This is a genomic window from Pedobacter sp. Bi27, assembly GCF_918698255.1.
Classification (GTDB): Bacteria; Bacteroidota; Bacteroidia; order Sphingobacteriales; family Sphingobacteriaceae; genus Pedobacter.
This window is the reverse complement of the sequence record NZ_CAKKMW010000001.1, coordinates 1,263,544-1,281,507: the sequence shown is the minus strand read 5'-3', so window position 1 is coordinate 1,281,507 and position 17,964 is coordinate 1,263,544. Positions and strand designations below refer to the sequence as shown.

Genomic DNA, 17,964 nt, shown 5'->3' with positions numbered 1-17,964 from the left:
TCGTGGTTCCCGCCTGCGCCTATCGTGTGGACACATCTTTTGTTAACTATATATATGTTTTTTTAGTACATTTCATTAAGAGGCGGTCGTCATGCTGTCCCGAATGTTCGGGATCAGCATCTTTCCAGCTATAAAAAGGCATTTATTTCCAAAACATTAATTAAGCAAGCATTGTCTTTTCCGCTCTATGCCGCGGTGGCATGGTACTTTGGAGCGCCAAAGTACCCAAAGCGCTCTGTCAATCCAGCAATGGGCCTTTTACACAATCCTATACACATCAAAAAAACAGCGGCACTTCGTTTAATCAGCTGTTGTCTCCGTTTTCTTCTGTCTGATTGAGCCCTTCGGGGTTTGTGTTCAATACTTCTTTAAAATTTTAAATTAGCTTTATGAACACAAAACCACTGCGTTTTAGGTTTGGTAATGCTATTTGTTCTATTCTGCACCTGTTTTTTTGATTTCTCCGGCCCTTGGGATTGACGGCGTTCTTCGGTTAAAACAATGTGTTATTTAAGGAAGCTAGCAAAACGCCTAAAAAATAAAACTCAAAAAGATGTGTCCACACCATAGGCCTGCGCGGGAAAGACGACCACTCTATTGGAGTCTGTCATTGATAGAGATTAATTCATGGATGAATCAATATAAATAACGTTTTTTAATGCTCCGCAAAGCGTTTGCAAACTAATCATTACCCATAAACTCACTCGGGGTTTTGCCGAACTGCTTTTTAAACTCTGAACTAAAATATTTCCGGTCATTAAAACCTACTGCATAAGCAATTTCGGCAATATTGCCGGTGCCTTGCTTGAGTAATTGGGCTGCTCTTTTTATCCGCAACGATTTAATGAAATCGTTCACCGAAAGGTCGGTCAGGGCCCTTATTTTTTTGTAGAGTACAGGCTGGCTCATGCCAATTTCAGACGATAGCGTGGGAACATCAAAATCGGGATCGGCAATCCGGTCTTCGATAATCTGGATAATTTTATTCAAAAAGTTTTGCTCTGTGGTGTTAATCACCATGTTTTTAGGCTCGAGCGTAATTACCTGCGCAAACTTTTGTTTAATGGTTTCCCTCGCATTTAACAGGTTTTGGATGTTCAGCTCCAATATTTTTAAGTTAAATGGCTTCATGATGTAAGCATCGGCACCGTTTTCGAAACCGTTTACCTGGTGCACGTAAGCCGATCTTGCCGTTAATAAAACGACAGGGATATGGCTGGTTCGTTCATCGGTTTTAAGTTTCCGGCATAATTCTAAGCCATCCATCACGGGCATCATTACATCGCTGATAATTAGATCCGGAATCAGCTCTAAGGCACAATCTAGCCCGGCAGCTCCATTTTCGCGTTCGTAAATCTGGTATGCGGGGCTTAAAGCCTGTTTAATAAAGGTTCTTACATCTTCATTATCTTCCACGAGTAAGATGCTGTTTTTTCTCTTTTTCTCTGAGTCATCTGGCAGCGCATCATCTTGCTTAATTTGTTCGGTTACCTGCGTTGTACTAAGGTTATAATTTAAGGCATCGTCGTAATAAACATAGTCGGGAATAAAATCGGATGGACTAAAATGTGCTTTGCCTATTTTTAAACTTACTGTGAAAGCAGTATTGCCAAAGGCTTTGCCGTTTTTAGGTGTGCTTTCGAAGCTGATCTGCCCATGATGCAGTTCTACAATGCTTTTAGAGAATGATAGGCCCAAACCTGTACCAATGGTTGTAGTGGAATTGGCCTGATAAAAATTAGTGAATAAACTGGCTTGGTTTTCTAATGGAATGCCTTTGCCATTATCGCAGATCTTAATATTAACGATTTGTTTTTCAACCTCTATTTTTAAGCTGATTTTTCCGTTTACAGGTGTAAACTTAAATGCATTTGAGAGTAGATTAAACATCACTTTTTCCATTTGAACTTTATCAAAATAAAGCTCAATTTCTGCCTGCGCGGTTTCAAACTGATAATCGATGTTTTTGGCAATGGCCATGTTCTGAAACGCCAGAAATATTTCCCTGCAGAACTTTATCACATCGCCAGGACTTACATGTAGTGCCATTTTTCCGCTTTCTGCCTTTCTAAAGTCGAGCAGTTCGGTAACCAGGTTCATTAAACGGTCGGCATTATTTTTTATCGGCTGCAGATCCCGGTTCAGGGCGGGGTTGTCCTTGGCGTTTTCAATCAATTTATCTAAGGGGCCAACAATGAGGGTTAAAGGTGTACGTATTTCGTGAGAGATATTAGTAAAAAACTCAAGTTTGTGCTCGTTAATCTCTTTTTCTTTTTTAAGTACAGCTTTTATTAACAAATAGCGTATAAATACAATAGAAACGGCTGCAAAAGCACAAAAGTAAAACAGGTAAGCCCACCAGGTTTTATAAAATGGTGGCAAAATCTTAATAGCTAATGTGCTGGTTTTGTTGGTCCAAAGGCCATCATTATTACCTCCCTTCACCATCAGGGTGTAGTTTCCTGGCGATAGGTTAGTATAGCTTGCCGACGGGATATCTACATAGTTCCAGTTTTTTTCAAAACCGTCTAGTTTATAGGCATAATGGTTTTTATCAGATTTTATAAAGTTAAGTAGGGTAAAATCAATAGAAAATACATTCTGGTCTGATTTGAAGGTAATTGATTTAATGGTGCTGATGTTCTGTTTAAGTAAGCCATCGTCGGTATTCAGGGCTATTGGTTTATTAAACAATTTTAATCCTGTAAAAATAACTGGTGGTGTATTTTTATTCTCTTTGATTTCGTTAGGGAAAAAGCTCACCATCCCGCTTAATCCACCAAAGAAAAAGGCACCTTCACTGTCTTTCAAAAATGATTTGTAATTAAATTCGTTGCCCGGCAGGCCATCTTTAACGTTGTAGGTTTTAAAAGTTTTCTGCCTGGGGTTGTATTTGCATAAACCTTTGTTTGTAGTTATCCATAGGTTGTTAAAATCATCTTCCAGTATGCCCATGATGTTATTGCTGGTTAAACCATCTAAAGTGGTAATTCTGGTATAGCGATGTCGATCGGGATTGAGCTTAAATAAGCCATTACGCGAGGTACCCACGAGCAAATGCCCTTCTTTATCGGCAGTTAAACAAGTGATTTCGTTATACGTTAAAATTCCCGGATCGGCAGCAACACGGCTTACAAATTGTTGGCTACCTTTTTTCAGCTCGTAAAGCCCCGAGTTGGTAGCTACCCACAGGTTTCCATTGGCATCTTCAAAAATGTAATATACCGCATCGGTTAAGCCGTTTATCCGATTGCGGATAAATTTACCGGTGGTGCTATTAAAGCTATTTAAGCCACCGTTGGTGCCTACCCAAAAGCGTCCATAACTATCTTCAAAAACGGCTGTAATTTCGTCATTACTAATAGATAAAGTATCGTTTTTGCGACTGGTATATCTGACAAAATTTTTGGTTTCTGGCTGAAAAAGATTTAATCCACCATAATGGGTCCCAATCCAAACTCTGTTTTTTCTATCCCGTATAATCGATTTTACCAGGTTTGCACTTAAGCTTTTAGGATCGTTGGGGTTGTTTTTATATCGGGTAAAAGTATTGTTTTTCCTGTCGTAATAATTTAGTCCTTCTCCTTCAGTACCGATCCAAAGGTTTTGGCGCTGATCTTCCATGATTGAGCTGACTACGTTACTGCTTAAGCCATTTGTTGCGGTGGTGCTTCTGTAAACCTTAAAGGGCGTATAGTTAGGGTAAGCCATGTTAATGGCGCCATAATAGGTGCCTACCCATATTATGCCCTGCCGGTCTTGATAAATATCGTAAACTGAATTTTGGCTTAGGCTAGCGGGGTCTTCAGGGACATTATGTAGGGAGCTGAAATTTTTGGTGGCAGGATTGTAGATGTTAATGCCATGTAAGGTTCCGATCCATAATTTACCTTCTTGATCCAACATAATTTTGCGGACATTATTACTGCTAATGCCCTCTTTGTTAAGGCTGGAATATCGGTAAGTGGTAATGGCTTCGGTAATAAGGTTTAATTTGCTTACACCGGTTTGTTTGGTGCCGATCCATAAATTATTTTCACGGTCTTCAACCATAGCGGTAATATGGTTATCTATTGCTTTGTTAAGCGCTTCACTAAAACCCTTAAAATACCTGAAGTGGGTTTTGCCATTTTTAAAACTCATGTTCATTAAACCATAAGTTGTACTTAGCCATAAGGTTCCATTATGGTCTTCGGTAATGGCATAAACTTCTTGGCGTTGCTTTTGTCCATAAAGAAAGCGTTTAAATTGATACTTCCCATTGGCGCTAAGCAGGTTCAAGCCATTCGGCGTACCAATCCAAACACGATTCTTTTTATCCTGAAAAATGCACCTTATAACATTACTGCTAATGCTGTTGAGATCTTTGTCATTGTGCCTGTAACAATCGAAGTTATCATTCGCTTCATTATATTTATTCAGCCCGTCTTGGGTACCAATTAATAATGTTCCATCTTTTAGTGCCAAAATAGACGAGAGAAAGGCTGCATTGCTCAGACTTTTCTTGTTATTATCTTCGTGATAATATACCTTGAAAGATTTAGAATCGTATTTGTTTAACCCGAACCGGGTGCCAAACCACATAAAGCCTCTACCATCTTGGGCGATAGACAATACCGAACTTTGCGAGAGCCCGTTTTCTACATTGAGGTGTTTAAAAGCATGTTTGTTTTGGGCGTTACTTACAATGATAAAAAATACTAAAGTAATTGTTAGCAGGTATTTCATGTTTGGCACAAAGTGAGGGATGGTTAGCTTTTACCTGATTAAAAGTACAAAATGTTTCTATTATAAAAATCAAATACGTTTGGTGAGGCAATTTTAAGATTTTATCCGCTCATTTGCCCTATTTAATGCTTTTTTCTGCTTTTCTTTAGAATTTTATACCTATTTGTTTAGGATTTTATCCCCTCTCTTTGCCTCCAAAGCAACAATTTTGAATAACCAAATATTAAAGCAAAACCAAACCGTTTAAGCCGATATCCTTTCATAGTAGCCAGAATTATTCTAGCTGGTGTTAGCCACAGGTTATGCCCATAATTTTTTGCGATTAAGAAAACCAATGTTAATCAACTAAACAAAAAATGGATAAACTTTACAAACATCTCAAAATTGGAGAAGCAAAACTGAGCCGTTTTTACTACCCGGTAAAACTATTCTCACTAATAATGCTTTTGAGTTTTACGGCATTTACAGCCTTTGCTCAATCTATAAAAATTTCAGGAACAGTAAAAGATGCTCAAGGAGGAACAATGCCCGGAGTAAGTGTAAAAGTAAAAGGAACTACAACGGCGGTATTAACCACTGGCGACGGTAAATTTTCTATAACAGTGCCCTCGTCACAAAGTGTACTTGTCTTTTCTTTTATTGGTTACGATATAAAGGAAGAAACTGTTGGTAATTCTACAAGTCTGAATGTCACCTTACAAGATCAGAATAATAGTTTGAACGATGTTGTGGTGGTTGGCTATGGTGTACAAAAGAAAGTAAACGTTATTGGCTCGGTGGCAACAATAGATGCTAAATCAATTGAAAACCGTCCGGTTACCAACCTTTCGTCTTCTTTGGGAGGTTTAAGTTCGGGGGTTTCGGTTAGACAGGCTTCAGGTAAACCTGGTTCAGACGGTGCTACGATCAGAATCCGCGGAACAGGAACATTAAACAGCAACAATGCTTTGATCATTGTGGATGGTATTGTGGGTAGCATGGATGCCGTAAACCCGAATGATGTGGAAACGGTTTCTATTTTAAAAGATGCTGCTGCTGCCTCTATTTATGGCTCCTTAGCGGCTAATGGTGTAATACTAATTACCACAAAAAAAGGTAAACAAGGGAAAACTACAGTTACTTACAGTGGTATTGGTTCAGTAGCTAAGCCTGCAAACTTGCCAACCTTTGTAACCGATTACATTACCCATATGCAATTAGTAAATGAGGGGTACAAAAACCTGGGACAAACACCAATTTATACTGATGCAACAATGGCATTATGGGCTACAGCTAATGCTAATCCTGATGGTTTCACAACACAGGGAATTCCAAATTATGTTGCTTATCCAAATACGGATTGGGGTAAAGAAATTTTTGAGAATAATTTTGCACAACAGCATAATATTTCATTAAACGGTGGTAGTGAAAATACACAGTACTTATTATCGGCATTTTACATTAACAACCCCGGTACAATGGCAAATACAGGTTCGGATAAATATAACCTGAGGATTAATTTGCAATCGAAAGTTGCCAGTTTCTTAACTGTCGGTACACAAACTTTTGCCTCTAACCAAACTTATGGTTTGGCAAGTACAGACAATGCATTTAACTTCTTACGTCAAACTACGCCGGGCGTTTATCCCGTATATAATGGTAAGTATGGTTTCCCGGCAGCTGCTGAAGAATCTTCAACAGCAAATAATATTTCTTCCTACTTATACAGTACCGGAGGTGATGATAACGAAACCCGCATTAATACTACAGTTTTTGCAAGATTTGATATTTTAAAAGGATTAAATTTTGAAACAAGGTTCAATTACCAGGCTCGCCAGGAAGAGTTTAATAACCATTCGATAACTAATGAGCGCTGGAATTTTGCTTCTAACATTTTAAAAAGTGCTGCTGCAACGCCCGATCAATTAAGTACAAATTATGGTTTTAATAAAAACTATGCTTATACCATTGATAATATTTTAAATTACAAAACTACAATTGCTAGAGTGCACGACATTGGGGTTTTGGCGGGTTATAATCAATATTATTATAACTATTACAATTTTGGTGCGAGCAAAAAAGGTTTAATTGATGAGACCATTACAACCCTGAGTTCTGGAACAACACTAACTTCTGCATCAGGAGATGAATATGATTATGCGCTACGTTCTTACTTTGGCCGTTTAAACTATGCTTTCAAAAACAGGTATTTATTAGAAGGTGTTTTTAGGTATGATGGCTCATCAAGATTTTCAGCTGATAACAGATGGGGTTTCTTCCCTGCATTATCTGCGGGATGGCGTATTTCGGAAGAGCCTTTTATGGAAGGCCTAAACAATTACGTAGGTAATCTAAAACTAAGAGTATCATGGGGTAAAACAGGTAACAATGCTTCAGGTAATTATGATTATCAGGCGGTATATGGTGCTACTAATTATTCTTTTAATGGCTTACAGTCAACTGGTTTAGTGTCAACAAAGTTTGCAAACAACGATTTGAAATGGGAAACCACTACTACCACCAATATTGGCCTAGATGGTAACTTATTTAAAGGTGCACTGACTTTCGAAATCGATTTGTACAAGAAATATACTGACGGTATTTTGTTTACACCAACCATACCATTAACCACAGGAACCGCAACAGCTGCCACTCAAAATATTGCAGAAGTATCTAACAAAGGTTTAGAGCTAACACTTGGGTATAATGGCAAAGTTGGTGATTTCAAATACGGTGTGTCGGGAAATTTTGCTTACAACTTCAACAGAGTTTCTAAATACAAAGGTTCACTCAATGCGGGTTATACAACCGATGCGTTGGGAAACAGGGTATATACTTCTAATTTAGGTAATGTTTCCAGTGGAAGTACTAACAGAATTCTGGAAGGACATGAAATCAATGAATATTACCTTCAAACTGTTTACAAAGGGAACGGAAGTTATTTTGCCGATGGAAAAGTTGATGTAAATGGCGGGCCAAGAGACGGTATGATCCGTACCCCTGATGATATGGCCTGGTTAAATGCAATGATTGCAGCAGGATATACTTTCCAGCCAACTGGCGGCGTAAGTAAAACTAAAATTTATTACGGCGATTTAATCTATGCAGATAATAATGGCGATGGCTTATATGGCAATGCTTTTGATTCTCAGTTCCTGAATAAATCATCAACGCCAAGATATAACTACGGGTTCAATATGAACTTTTCTTATAAAAATGTAGATATGTCTATGTTATGGTCTGGAAGTGCAGGCATGTGGTATTATTGGAATGCTACAGGTTATAACAATTCTGTCGTATCCTTAGGTAACGCGGTAAATACATTAATTGCCAATGACCATTATTATTACAACGATGCAAATCCAAGCGATCCTGCTAACAATATTATGGCGCACTATCCTCGATTAAAAAACACGACCGATGCACAGAATGCAGCAGTAGCCAGCGATTTTTATTTGTATAACGCCTCCTACCTGAAATTGAAAAACTTACAGATTGGTTATACCATTCCTGAAAAAATTTCGAAAAAAGCTTTAATCAGCAGGGCCAGGATTTATGTATCTGGCGAAAACCTTTGGACCATAACCAATTACCCTGGTTTAGATCCTGAAATTGGGGCTGGTGTTGGCTATCCTACAATGCGTCAATATTCTGTTGGATTAAATGTTACTTTTTAACGATTTAGAAAGAAGAAAATGAAAAAGATTTTAACTATAATATTTACAACCGTTATTCTTATTGGTTGTAAAAAAGATTTACTTGAAACCGCTCCATATTCGCAGATTGCCTCAGAAACAATGTGGACGAGTGATAACCTAACCGATCAGGGTGTAACTGGTGTTTATGCAGTTTTAAGATACGGATGGACCTCAGGTGGTGCTTCCGGGCTAGAGCTTTACCAAATGGATGCTTTAGGTTTTACGGGACAAACATCTGGTGCTGAATCTTTACTTTCCGGTACAATTACGGCATCAAACGGATATTTTAGCTCACATTGGCAAAACCTTTATGAAGGGATTCAAAGGGCCAATGATGCGATTAAAAATATTCCTTTAAAATCTCCTTCATCTGCTGAAAAGAAGGCAAGATACATTGCAGAATGTAAGTTTTTAAGGGCATATTTTTATTTAAGGTTAAACCAGCTTTATAAAGGTGTACCAATTTATTTAGAACCGTTTACTGCAGCCGATGCAACAAAAGCACGTTCAACTGAAGCAGAAGTTTGGGCACAGGTAGTTAGCGATCTTAATGCAGCCATAGCTGAACCAAATTTGCCCGATAGATATGTAAGTGGTAATGCACAGTATGGCCACATTACAAAAGGCGCAGCTTATGCATTACGAGGTAAAGCTTATTTATATACGCAAAAATGGGATTTAGCCGCGGCAGATTTTAGTAAAGTTAAAGACGCTGGTTATACCTTATTTGCCAACTATTCCAATTTGTTTAAAACCGCAAATGAGCAATCAAGCGAAATGATATTTTCTATTCAGAACATAGCTATAACCGGTTTTGGATCTGATACCCAATTTTATTGTGGTACACGTTCTTCTTTTGGATCTTGTTGGAACACCTACCATGTTTCGCCAAATTTGGTTGATCTGTATGAAAATGCAGATGGTTCTAAATTTGATTGGGAAATTGCAATTCCGGGTTATTCTGCTTTAACGGTTGCGGAGCGAGAAGTTTATTTTCTAAGAAACAACTTAACAGCTGCAGAAATTACGGCAGCAACAACAAGAGGCGCAAAAATGAGCCTTTATTTGCCAACCGGTAATGAAGCCCGTTTGCTTAAAGCTTACACCAACCGCGACCCAAGGCTGGCAGCCAATGTTATTACGCCGTATTCTACTTACCTTGGTGTATTTAGTGGTGCAAATGCAGTTGTAACATCCAGATGGCCATATCGCGCTGAAGCAGCAACAAACGGAGATTTACGTACAGATACGCAAAGTTTGTTCTATTATTTATATAGAAAATATGTTTATGAAGGTACAGCAGAAACACCCGCAAGAGATTATGGGCCCACAGACTTGGTTTTAATCAGATATGCTGATGTACTTTTAATGTGGGCGGAAGCGCTTAACGAACAAGGTTTAACTGCTGAAGCCACTGCAAAAGTAAATGAAGTAAGAACTCGTGCTGGCGTAGCTTTACTTCAAAATACAAATGCAGCATTGCCAACATTTGTATCAAGTCAAACTGATTTAAGAGAAAGAATCCGTAACGAAAGAAGAGTAGAATTTCCTAATGAGGGTATTAACTTTTTCGACGAAATGAGATGGAAAAGCTGGAAAGACAAGGTTTTTTATGCAGGTAACGGCGTAAAACAGGCTTGGGGCAAGGTTGTATATGCTTACTCATTTAAAGGTGATTATCTTTACAATTGGGCAATTCCGGCGGTAGAGATAGAAAGAAACCCTAACCTGACTCAAAACGCAGGTTGGATAAATTAGATATTTGGTGGGATTAGTTTTAGGCCGTTATTAGGATAGCGGCCCTTTTTGGACTCAGGATTTCTACAGCTCCTTACTTTGCTCAATGCAGAATACTAGCGTTGATCCAAAATCCAGGTTGGTAACAAAATAAAGAGACATCAGTTCAATCTGATAAATAAATGGTTAGTATCGTTAGTTTGGGGCCACCTTGCCTAGCTTGGTGGCTTTTTAAAATGAAGTGAAAAATCAAATTTGAATTGCTTTTTGCCAATTCTTTATTGCGAATACCTAAACTGGTTTGCTTAATAAAAAATAAACATGTTTGCCATAATTGAAAAAACAAACAATAAGATAAAGGCTCAGCGAAAAGTTAGATTTGGATTCCTGCTGGGAGGCCTCATGCTGTTGAATGTGACAGTAAAAGCTCAAAACGAACCTTATAATGTCATTCTGCAACGTATAAATAACGATTTACAGACTTTTGTTAAAGATAAGGCATTGGCCGAAGAGGTTGGCAATCATCTTAAAAATCTAAATGCCGATGGAAGTTGGCAGGATGTTAATTATGCCGATGTGCAATATGATCCGTTAAAACGGATCAAAGACATGGCGACAGTTTATATTCGCCCGTCGAACAAACTTTATAATAACGCCGAGCTGCATAGTGCCATTGTTAAATCTTTACAGAACTGGCTGGATAAAAACCCGAAGAACAAGAATTGGTGGTACAACGATATTTTTTATCCACAAGCAATCGGGCAAACCTTAATTTTAATGCGCAGCGCAAAGGCAGGACTTCCACCAGCGCTAGAAAATGCATTGATCAAAAGGATGATCAGAAAATTAAGAGTTGGTGATGGTGCCAACACCTCTGATGAAGCATTACATTATTTATACCGGGCTTGTTTAACACAGAATAAGGCAACGCTCGATTCTGCTGCAAAATACCTGTTCGAACCTATTGCCATAACCGAAGGAAAAGAAGGCGTTCAGGTTGATGGGAGTTATTACCAGCACGGAAAACAGCAGGCTATTGCCAGCTATGGAAAGGTGTTTGCCGGAAATTCGGTTAATGCTGCTTTCTATTTACGGGAAACAGCATATGCTTTGCCGAAAGATCAGTTGGCTATTTTGGTCAATTACCTTAAAAATACTTTCTTAAAAACCATAAGAGGATCGTTTTACGATTTTAATGTGCGTGGACGAGGGATTAGCCGCAAAGACTCTTTGAGCAGCGGGCTGGGCGGTATGGTAAATAAAATTAAACTTTTCGATCCCGAAAATGCCGCATATTGGGATGCTTCGGTTAAACGGACCTCGGGGGCGGAACTGCCCAGTTATAAAATTTTGTCTAGCCATAACCAGTTTTGGAAAAGCGGCTATACCCTGCACCTTCGCCCCGATTATACTTTTAGTGTGCAAACGGCATCAACGAGAACTTTACGGACAGAACGCGGTAATAATGAAAACATATTGGGGAAATTTCTCCCCGATGGGGCAACCAATATCCAGCGTAGCGGATCGGAATATGCCAACCTGATGCCTGTTTGGGAATGGGATAAAATCCCTGGAACCACCAGTAGAGATTATGCCGATGATAATGGTGCAACTATTAAAAGTGACTGGGGAATTCCAGGTACCACCAAATTTGTGGGGGGCGTTAGTGATGGTGTTTATGGCGTTTCATGTTACGATTTAAACTATGATAGTGTTCAAGCAAAAAAAGCATGGTTCTTTTTCGATCAGGAAGTGGTTTGTTTAGGTGCCGGGATTAGGAGCGATTCGGAAGAAAATATTACCACAACTGTTAATCAGGCTTGGTCTAGGGGGAATGTAATTTCATCAAATGGAACACAGGCTAAAGGCGAGAGCGAAGTTTGGGCACTTCATGATAGTATTGGGTATATTTTTCCACAGGGTGGGAATTTAGAAATCAGCAATAATCCCCAAACCGGAAACTGGTACCGCATCAATCATTTTCAAGGTAAAACCGAACTCAAACATAATGTATTTAAGATTTGGTTAAATCATGGCAAAAATCCTCAGAATGCCAGCTATCAGTATATTGTTGTGCCAAGAATTGACGCTGCGGGTTTAAAAAAATACAACCGATCGATGATACAGGTATTAAAAAATACAGATGAACTGCAAGCTGTAAAACATACCGGACTGGATATGTTGCAGGCCGTTTTTTATAAAGCGGGAACACTGGTTGCCAATGGCCTTTCTCTTCAGGTAGATCAGCCGTGTACGGTTTACATTAAAGATTTAAACGGTAAAAACCCTACGTTATATATCGCAGATCCCGCACAGGAAAATGCAACTATAAGTGTGTTGTTAAAGCTGCCAGGATTATCGATGTCAAAAAGTATAAATTGTAATTTGCCAAATGGTGCTTTTGCAGGTGCTACAGCAAGTTTTAAAATAAAAGAATAATACACATCTATTAAATTATGAAAAAAATCAATTTCGCTGTCGCATTGGTGATGCTTGGCAGTTCAGTTTCCTTTGCCCAAACCACCAAGAAGCCAATGGCTCAGTTAATTAATGATGAATTTAAATTTGCAGTCGGCCAATATAAAGTACTCGCTAAAAATATACCAGAAGGTAAAACACCTCAAAGTTTCGACAAAGGTAAACCTATCAACTACGATATTAAATGGTGGTGCAGCGGTTTTTATTCGGGCAGTTTGTGGTACATATACGAACAAACTAAAGATCAGAACATTAAGCGAGAGGCAGAAGCAGCCTTAAAAGTGATAGAACCGAACCAAACTTATACCGGAAACCACGATTTAGGTTTTATGATGTACTGCAGTTTTGGCAATGCTTACCGTTTAACCGGCAAAGCAGAATATAAGGCTGTGATTCAGCGTTCGGCGGAATCTTTGGCTACGCGTTACCGCCCTGTTGTAAAATCTATCCAATCGTGGAATAAAAGTAAAATGTGGGAGTGTCCTGTAATTATTGATAATATGATGAACCTGGAAATGATGAACTGGGCAAGTGATAATGGAGGAGATAAAAAGTATAAAGAAATTTCGGTTATCCATGCCAATACTACTTTAAAAAATCATTTCCGCCTAGATTTCAGTTCTTTCCATGTAGTAGATTATAACCCTCAAACAGGAGCGGTAATTAGGAAGGCAACGTGGCAGGGCGCAGCAGACTGTTCGGCGTGGTCGCGTGGACAGGGTTGGGCTTTGTATGGCTATACTATGATGTACCGATTTACCAAAGATCCGGTCTATTTAAAACAGGCCAAGGGTATTGCGCACTTTATATTGAACCATCCAAATTTACCTGCCGATAAAATTCCTTTCTGGGATTTCGATGCACAGGGGATTCCATTTGCCAAACGCGATGCTTCTGCAGGCGCACTGATGGCTTCGGCATTGTTAGAGCTTGGTCAGTATACTTCAGGGAGCGAAAAAACAGCATTCAAATCTGCAGCCGAAACCATGATCTATTCGCTTTCGAGCAGTGCTTATCATGCTAAATTAGGTGAAAACGGTGGCTTTTTGTTGATGCACAGCACAGGCGCTTATCCATTAAACAGCGAAATAGATGTACCTTTAATTTATGCCGATTATTATTATTTGGAAGCATTGGCCAGGTATAAAAAATGGTATTTATAGAAAATATTAAATAAAGGTTTAAGCGGAATAGCTGTTTTGAATTGACCAGCAGGTATTGAATTTTTGTTTTATTTGGAAACGAGCGTTCGGCAGTGCTTGGGAAACAGCAGTCCCGTTATTCGCTATAGTTCCGATGAAGAATCGGAGGCTGTCGCTACTGCCGGGTTTATGAACTAGGGCTTGTGCAAGGACTGCCAATAATTGTAATGCTTACCGTGCCATCTAGACCCGATTAAAGTGACACGAGCCCGATTTTTCATCGGGAGAAGTAAAACGTAAAACGGGAAGAAACCTGAATCGTAGCACAGAAACCTGCTCTCCAAATAATTAAAAATAACCCGAGTGAGCCATCACACTCACATATATAATGATAATGAAATATAAACTGATTTTTTCTGCCCTGCTGATTTTTTCTCAGTTCGCAAACGCACAAAAGAAACCTACAACAGGTGCCGAAGACCGTGCTTTTTGGGTTAAAACCTTAAACCGTATTGCCTATCCAGTAATCCATAATTTGGCAAACGAAACTTTAAAAAAGAACATGCCGCTAGAAAAAGCCCCAGGCTATGGCTTAAACGTAGCCAAAGTTACGTATCTCGAAGCCCTGGGCCGTACCATTGCAGGAGTTGCACCATGGTTGGCTTTACCTAATGACAACTCTGCTGAAGGTAAGCTTAGAAAAACCATGCGTACCGAGCTTTTAAAAGCGCTGGCCAATTCGGTAAATCCTGCAAGTCCTGATTATATCAGTTACCGCTCCGAAAATCAGCCTATTGTTGATGCTGCTTATGTTGCACATGCTTTTTTGCGTGCACCAAAAGCACTCTGGGAGCCGCTTGATGAAATCACCAAAAAAAGATTTATAGAAGAATTTAAATCGCTGCGCACCAGAAGTGGTGCCTACAATAACTGGTTATTGTTTTCGGGCTTAACTGAAGGGTTTTTATTGAGCATTGGCGAGCAGTACGATCCTGCCCGTGTTCAATTCTCAATTAATAAAATGAAGGAATGGTATGTAGGCGATAGCTGGTACAGTGATGGCGAAAAATTTAGCATGGATTATTACAATTCTTATGTGATTCATCCCATGCTGGTTGATCTTTTAAAGGTATTGGTCGATAAGAAAAGAGCCTCGCAGGCTGATTATGATATAGCCTTGAAAAGAATGGTACGTTATTCTGAATACCTGGAAAGAATTATTTCACCTGAAGGTACTTATCCTGCCTATGGCCGTTCGATCACTTACCGTACAGCAGCCTTTCAGGCCCTGGCACAAACAGCGCTAATGGAAAAACTGCCAGAATATGTAAAGCCATCGCAAGTTCGTGGCGGCTTAACCGCGGTAATGCATAAGCTGTACGATGGAAACCAGAATTTTGATGATAAAGGATGGTTGGTGCTTGGCTTTAACGGTCATCAACCAGAAGTGGCTGATACCTATACTTCTACCGGGAGTTTATACATGGCCACGCTGGGCTTTTTAACCTTGGGTTTACCTGCCAACAATAAATTTTGGACAGATGCACCCGCACCATGGACCAGTTTAAAAGCCTGGAGCGGAGAAACCATAAAAAAGGATTATAAAGTTGAGTATTAATACAAATAATAAGTATCGTATAAATATATTTGCGGATAGGATCTGATATCGGTTCAGGCCTTATCGCAAAACTCAATTTTTAACCAATGAACAAATTCGAAAGCCGTTACGCGCAAAGCCCTAAAGAAGTTAAACAAATGGATACCGCAGCTTTGCGGGATAATTTCCTGATCGAAAACGTATTTGAGGCCAACCAGGTAAACCTAACCTTATCTCATTTTGACAGATATATTGTTGGGGGTGCAATGCCTGTTGATCAGAAAATAGCACTTCCAAACCCTGATGATTTAAAAGCGACCTACTTTTTAGAGCGTAGGGAACTGGGTATTATCAATGTTGGTGGAAAAGCAATCGTTACTGCTGACGGCGAAAAATACGAATTGGATTATAAAGAGGCTTTATACATTGGTAAGGGTACAAAAGAAGTGTTTTTTGAATCTGCCGCGCCAGGTGAGGCAGCTAAATTGTACATCAATTCTGCCCCTGCACACCACACTTATCCTAACAAAAAAGTAAGCAAAGCTGAAGCGGAGATTGTAGAATTGGGGACACCTGAAACCGCAAACCATAGGATTATAAATAAGTTATTGGTGAATAGTGTTTTGCCAACCTGCCAGTTGCAAATGGGTATGACCGAGTTAAAATCGGGCAGTGTCTGGAATACCATGCCTGCGCATACACATGATAGGAGGATGGAAGCTTATTTCTATTTCGAAGTTCCAAAAGGGCAGAGTGTTTGCCATTTTATGGGCCAGCCACAGGAAACCCGTCACATTTGGATGCAGAGTGATCAGGCGGTAATCTCGCCAAACTGGTCTATTCACTCAGGTGCAGGTACAAGCAACTATACCTTTATTTGGGGTATGGCTGGCGAGAATTTAGATTATGGTGATATGGATCACTGTGCCATCACCGAATTGAAATAAACTACATCATCGCAACTACAGCGCTGATTTTTCATCGGTAGCGAAATGGAGCGATTTTAAATGCATCATAGAATAAAGAACATGTCTAACATATTTAATTTAGCAGGTAAAACTGCATTAGTTACCGGTTGTAAAAGAGGAATAGGAAAAGCAATGGCTTTAGCTTTGGCCGAAGCCGGTGCCGATATTATCGGTGTTTCTGCCAGTCTTGAATTACAAGGTAGCACTATAGAAAAAGAAGTTTTAGCACTGGGTAGAAAGTTTTATGCTTACCAGTGCGATTTTGGTAAACGTGAAAATACCCTGGCTTTTGCTGCGCAGGTAAAGGCCGATCATCCCGTTATCGATATTTTGGTCAATAATGCCGGAACTATTTTACGTCAGCCGATTGCTGAACATTCGGATGAGTATTGGGACGAAGTAATTGCGGTAAACCAAACTGCACCATTTATTTTAACCCGAGAAATCGGAAGGGAAATGATTGCAAGAGGAAGCGGAAAAGTGATTTTTACGGCATCCTTACTGTCGTTCCAAGGTGGAATTACGGTTCCTGGTTATGCAGCAAGTAAAGGTGCAATCGCATCTTTAACCAAAGCTTTCGCAAACGAGTGGGCTTCAAAAGGCGTAAATGTAAATGCCATTGCACCTGGTTATATTGCAACCGATAATACTTCTGCTTTACGTGAAGATCAGGATAGAAGCACTTCTATTTTATCGCGTATCCCTGCCGGAAGATGGGGAACGCCAGAAGATTTTAAAGGACCAACTTTATTTTTGGCCTCACCTTCCAGCGATTATGTTCACGGAACAATTTTAACCGTTGATGGCGGTTGGATGGGACGATAGGTTAGTCCTTAGTCTGGAGTCTTTAGTTGATTATTTAAGACGATAAAACCTGTGAGGGTTATACCAAAGAAGTCAAGTTTTGAAAACTTGACTTCTTTATTTTAAATAACCTGCTGGTTTTTTTATTCACTTTGGACTCTAAACGCTCAGCGCCAAGCGCCTGGCTGTTAATAAAGGTTATAAATCTCTTTAATATCTTTCAAAATCTTTTCGAAATCGATCTTCAAGTCAATTAACTTTCCAGTATGGATATCAAATACCCAGCCGTGAACGGTTAATCCGCGATCAGAAATAGCTTCCTGAACTGCTGCTGTTTTTAACAGGTTTACACATTGCTCCTGAACATTAAGCTCTACCAATCTGTTATAACGAAGACTTTCATCTTCAATGGCATTTAGTTCGTCTTTATGGATACGGTATACATCGCGGATGTTTCTTAACCAGGGGTTTAATATGCCCAAATCTGCAGGCTGCATGGCTGCTTTAACGCCTCCACAATTGTAATGGCCGCAAACCACAATATGGTTAACTTTTAAATGGCGAACGGCGTAATTTAAAACCGTCATCACACTCAGATCCACGTTGTTTACCAGGTTGGCCACATTTCGGTGCACAAAAGCCTGCCCTGGTTGTATACCCATTAAATCTTCTGCAGTAACGCGACTATCTGAACAGCCGATGTACAAAAACTCAGGGCTTTGGCCTTTCGATAATTCAGTGAAATAATCAGGGTTGATGGCCAGTTTTTCGGCGATCCATTTTTCGTTGTTCTTAAAAACTTCTTCTACATTCATGCTTTTGCTTTAAATAGA

General features: G+C 39.5%; 9 protein-coding genes. 7 read left to right on the top strand and 2 right to left on the bottom strand.

Features of this window, described 5'->3' with window-relative positions; genetic code table 11:
• Nucleotides 1-681: 681 nt before the first annotated feature.
• Nucleotides 682-4,728 carry a hybrid sensor histidine kinase/response regulator transcription factor gene (locus LQ227_RS05120; protein ID WP_230148518.1) on the bottom strand — a complete coding sequence of 1,349 codons (4,047 nt, stop codon included), beginning with the start codon at nt 4,726-4,728 and terminating at the stop codon, nt 682-684.
• Between the two features lie 356 nt (nt 4,729-5,084).
• On the opposite strand from LQ227_RS05120, the gene LQ227_RS05115 reads away from it, so the two are divergent.
• The 7 genes from LQ227_RS05115 (at nt 5,085) to LQ227_RS05085 (ending at nt 17,152) form a co-directional block, all read left to right on the top strand.
• The gene (locus LQ227_RS05115) at nt 5,085-8,384 is read left to right on the top strand and encodes a TonB-dependent receptor (RefSeq protein ID WP_230145697.1); all 3,300 of its coding nucleotides are present in this window, start codon (nt 5,085-5,087) and stop codon (nt 8,382-8,384) included.
• A gap of 18 nt (nt 8,385-8,402) precedes the next feature.
• A complete protein-coding gene (locus LQ227_RS05110; RefSeq protein WP_230145696.1) occupies nt 8,403-10,163 on the top strand; it encodes a RagB/SusD family nutrient uptake outer membrane protein in 1,761 nt (586 codons plus the stop codon).
• A gap of 300 nt (nt 10,164-10,463) precedes the next feature.
• A complete protein-coding gene (locus LQ227_RS05105) occupies nt 10,464-12,581 on the top strand; it encodes a polysaccharide lyase 8 family protein (RefSeq protein WP_230148516.1) in 2,118 nt (705 codons plus the stop codon).
• Nucleotides 12,582-12,598: 17 nt separating this feature from the next.
• On the top strand, nt 12,599-13,783 hold the full coding sequence (locus tag LQ227_RS05100; protein ID WP_230148514.1) for a glycoside hydrolase family 88 protein: 1,185 nt from the start codon (nt 12,599-12,601) through the stop codon (nt 13,781-13,783).
• Nucleotides 13,784-14,156: 373 nt separating this feature from the next.
• Entirely contained in the window at nt 14,157-15,380 is a 1,224-nt protein-coding gene (locus tag LQ227_RS05095) for a DUF2264 domain-containing protein (protein WP_230148512.1), read from the top strand.
• Between the two features lie 86 nt (nt 15,381-15,466).
• On the top strand, nt 15,467-16,306 hold the full coding sequence (kduI, locus tag LQ227_RS05090) for a 5-dehydro-4-deoxy-D-glucuronate isomerase (protein WP_230145690.1): 840 nt from the start codon (nt 15,467-15,469) through the stop codon (nt 16,304-16,306).
• An 81-nt stretch (nt 16,307-16,387) separates the two neighbouring features.
• The gene (locus LQ227_RS05085) at nt 16,388-17,152 is read left to right on the top strand and encodes an SDR family NAD(P)-dependent oxidoreductase (RefSeq protein ID WP_230148510.1); all 765 of its coding nucleotides are present in this window, start codon (nt 16,388-16,390) and stop codon (nt 17,150-17,152) included.
• A 167-nt stretch (nt 17,153-17,319) separates the two neighbouring features.
• On the opposite strand, the gene LQ227_RS05080 is transcribed toward LQ227_RS05085, so the two are convergent.
• A complete protein-coding gene (locus tag LQ227_RS05080) occupies nt 17,320-17,946 on the bottom strand; it encodes a carbonic anhydrase (protein WP_230145687.1) in 627 nt (208 codons plus the stop codon).
• Between the last annotated feature and the right edge of the window lie 18 nt (nt 17,947-17,964).

What these genes read in the sequence shown, in the direction of transcription:
- LQ227_RS05095 (WP_230148512.1), top strand. Translation starts at nt 14,157, where the DNA reads ATGAAATATAAACTGATTTTTTCTGCCCTGCTGATTTTTTCTCAGTTC.
- LQ227_RS05105 (WP_230148516.1), top strand. Translation starts at nt 10,464, where the DNA reads ATGTTTGCCATAATTGAAAAAACAAACAATAAGATAAAGGCTCAGCGA.
- kduI (WP_230145690.1), top strand. Translation starts at nt 15,467, where the DNA reads ATGAACAAATTCGAAAGCCGTTACGCGCAAAGCCCTAAAGAAGTTAAA.
- LQ227_RS05120 (WP_230148518.1), bottom strand. Translation starts at nt 4,728, where the DNA reads ATGAAATACCTGCTAACAATTACTTTAGTATTTTTTATCATTGTAAGT.
- LQ227_RS05100 (WP_230148514.1), top strand. Translation starts at nt 12,599, where the DNA reads ATGAAAAAAATCAATTTCGCTGTCGCATTGGTGATGCTTGGCAGTTCA.
- LQ227_RS05080 (WP_230145687.1), bottom strand. Translation starts at nt 17,946, where the DNA reads ATGAATGTAGAAGAAGTTTTTAAGAACAACGAAAAATGGATCGCCGAA.
- LQ227_RS05115 (WP_230145697.1), top strand. Translation starts at nt 5,085, where the DNA reads ATGGATAAACTTTACAAACATCTCAAAATTGGAGAAGCAAAACTGAGC.
- LQ227_RS05085 (WP_230148510.1), top strand. Translation starts at nt 16,388, where the DNA reads ATGTCTAACATATTTAATTTAGCAGGTAAAACTGCATTAGTTACCGGT.
- LQ227_RS05110 (WP_230145696.1), top strand. Translation starts at nt 8,403, where the DNA reads ATGAAAAAGATTTTAACTATAATATTTACAACCGTTATTCTTATTGGT.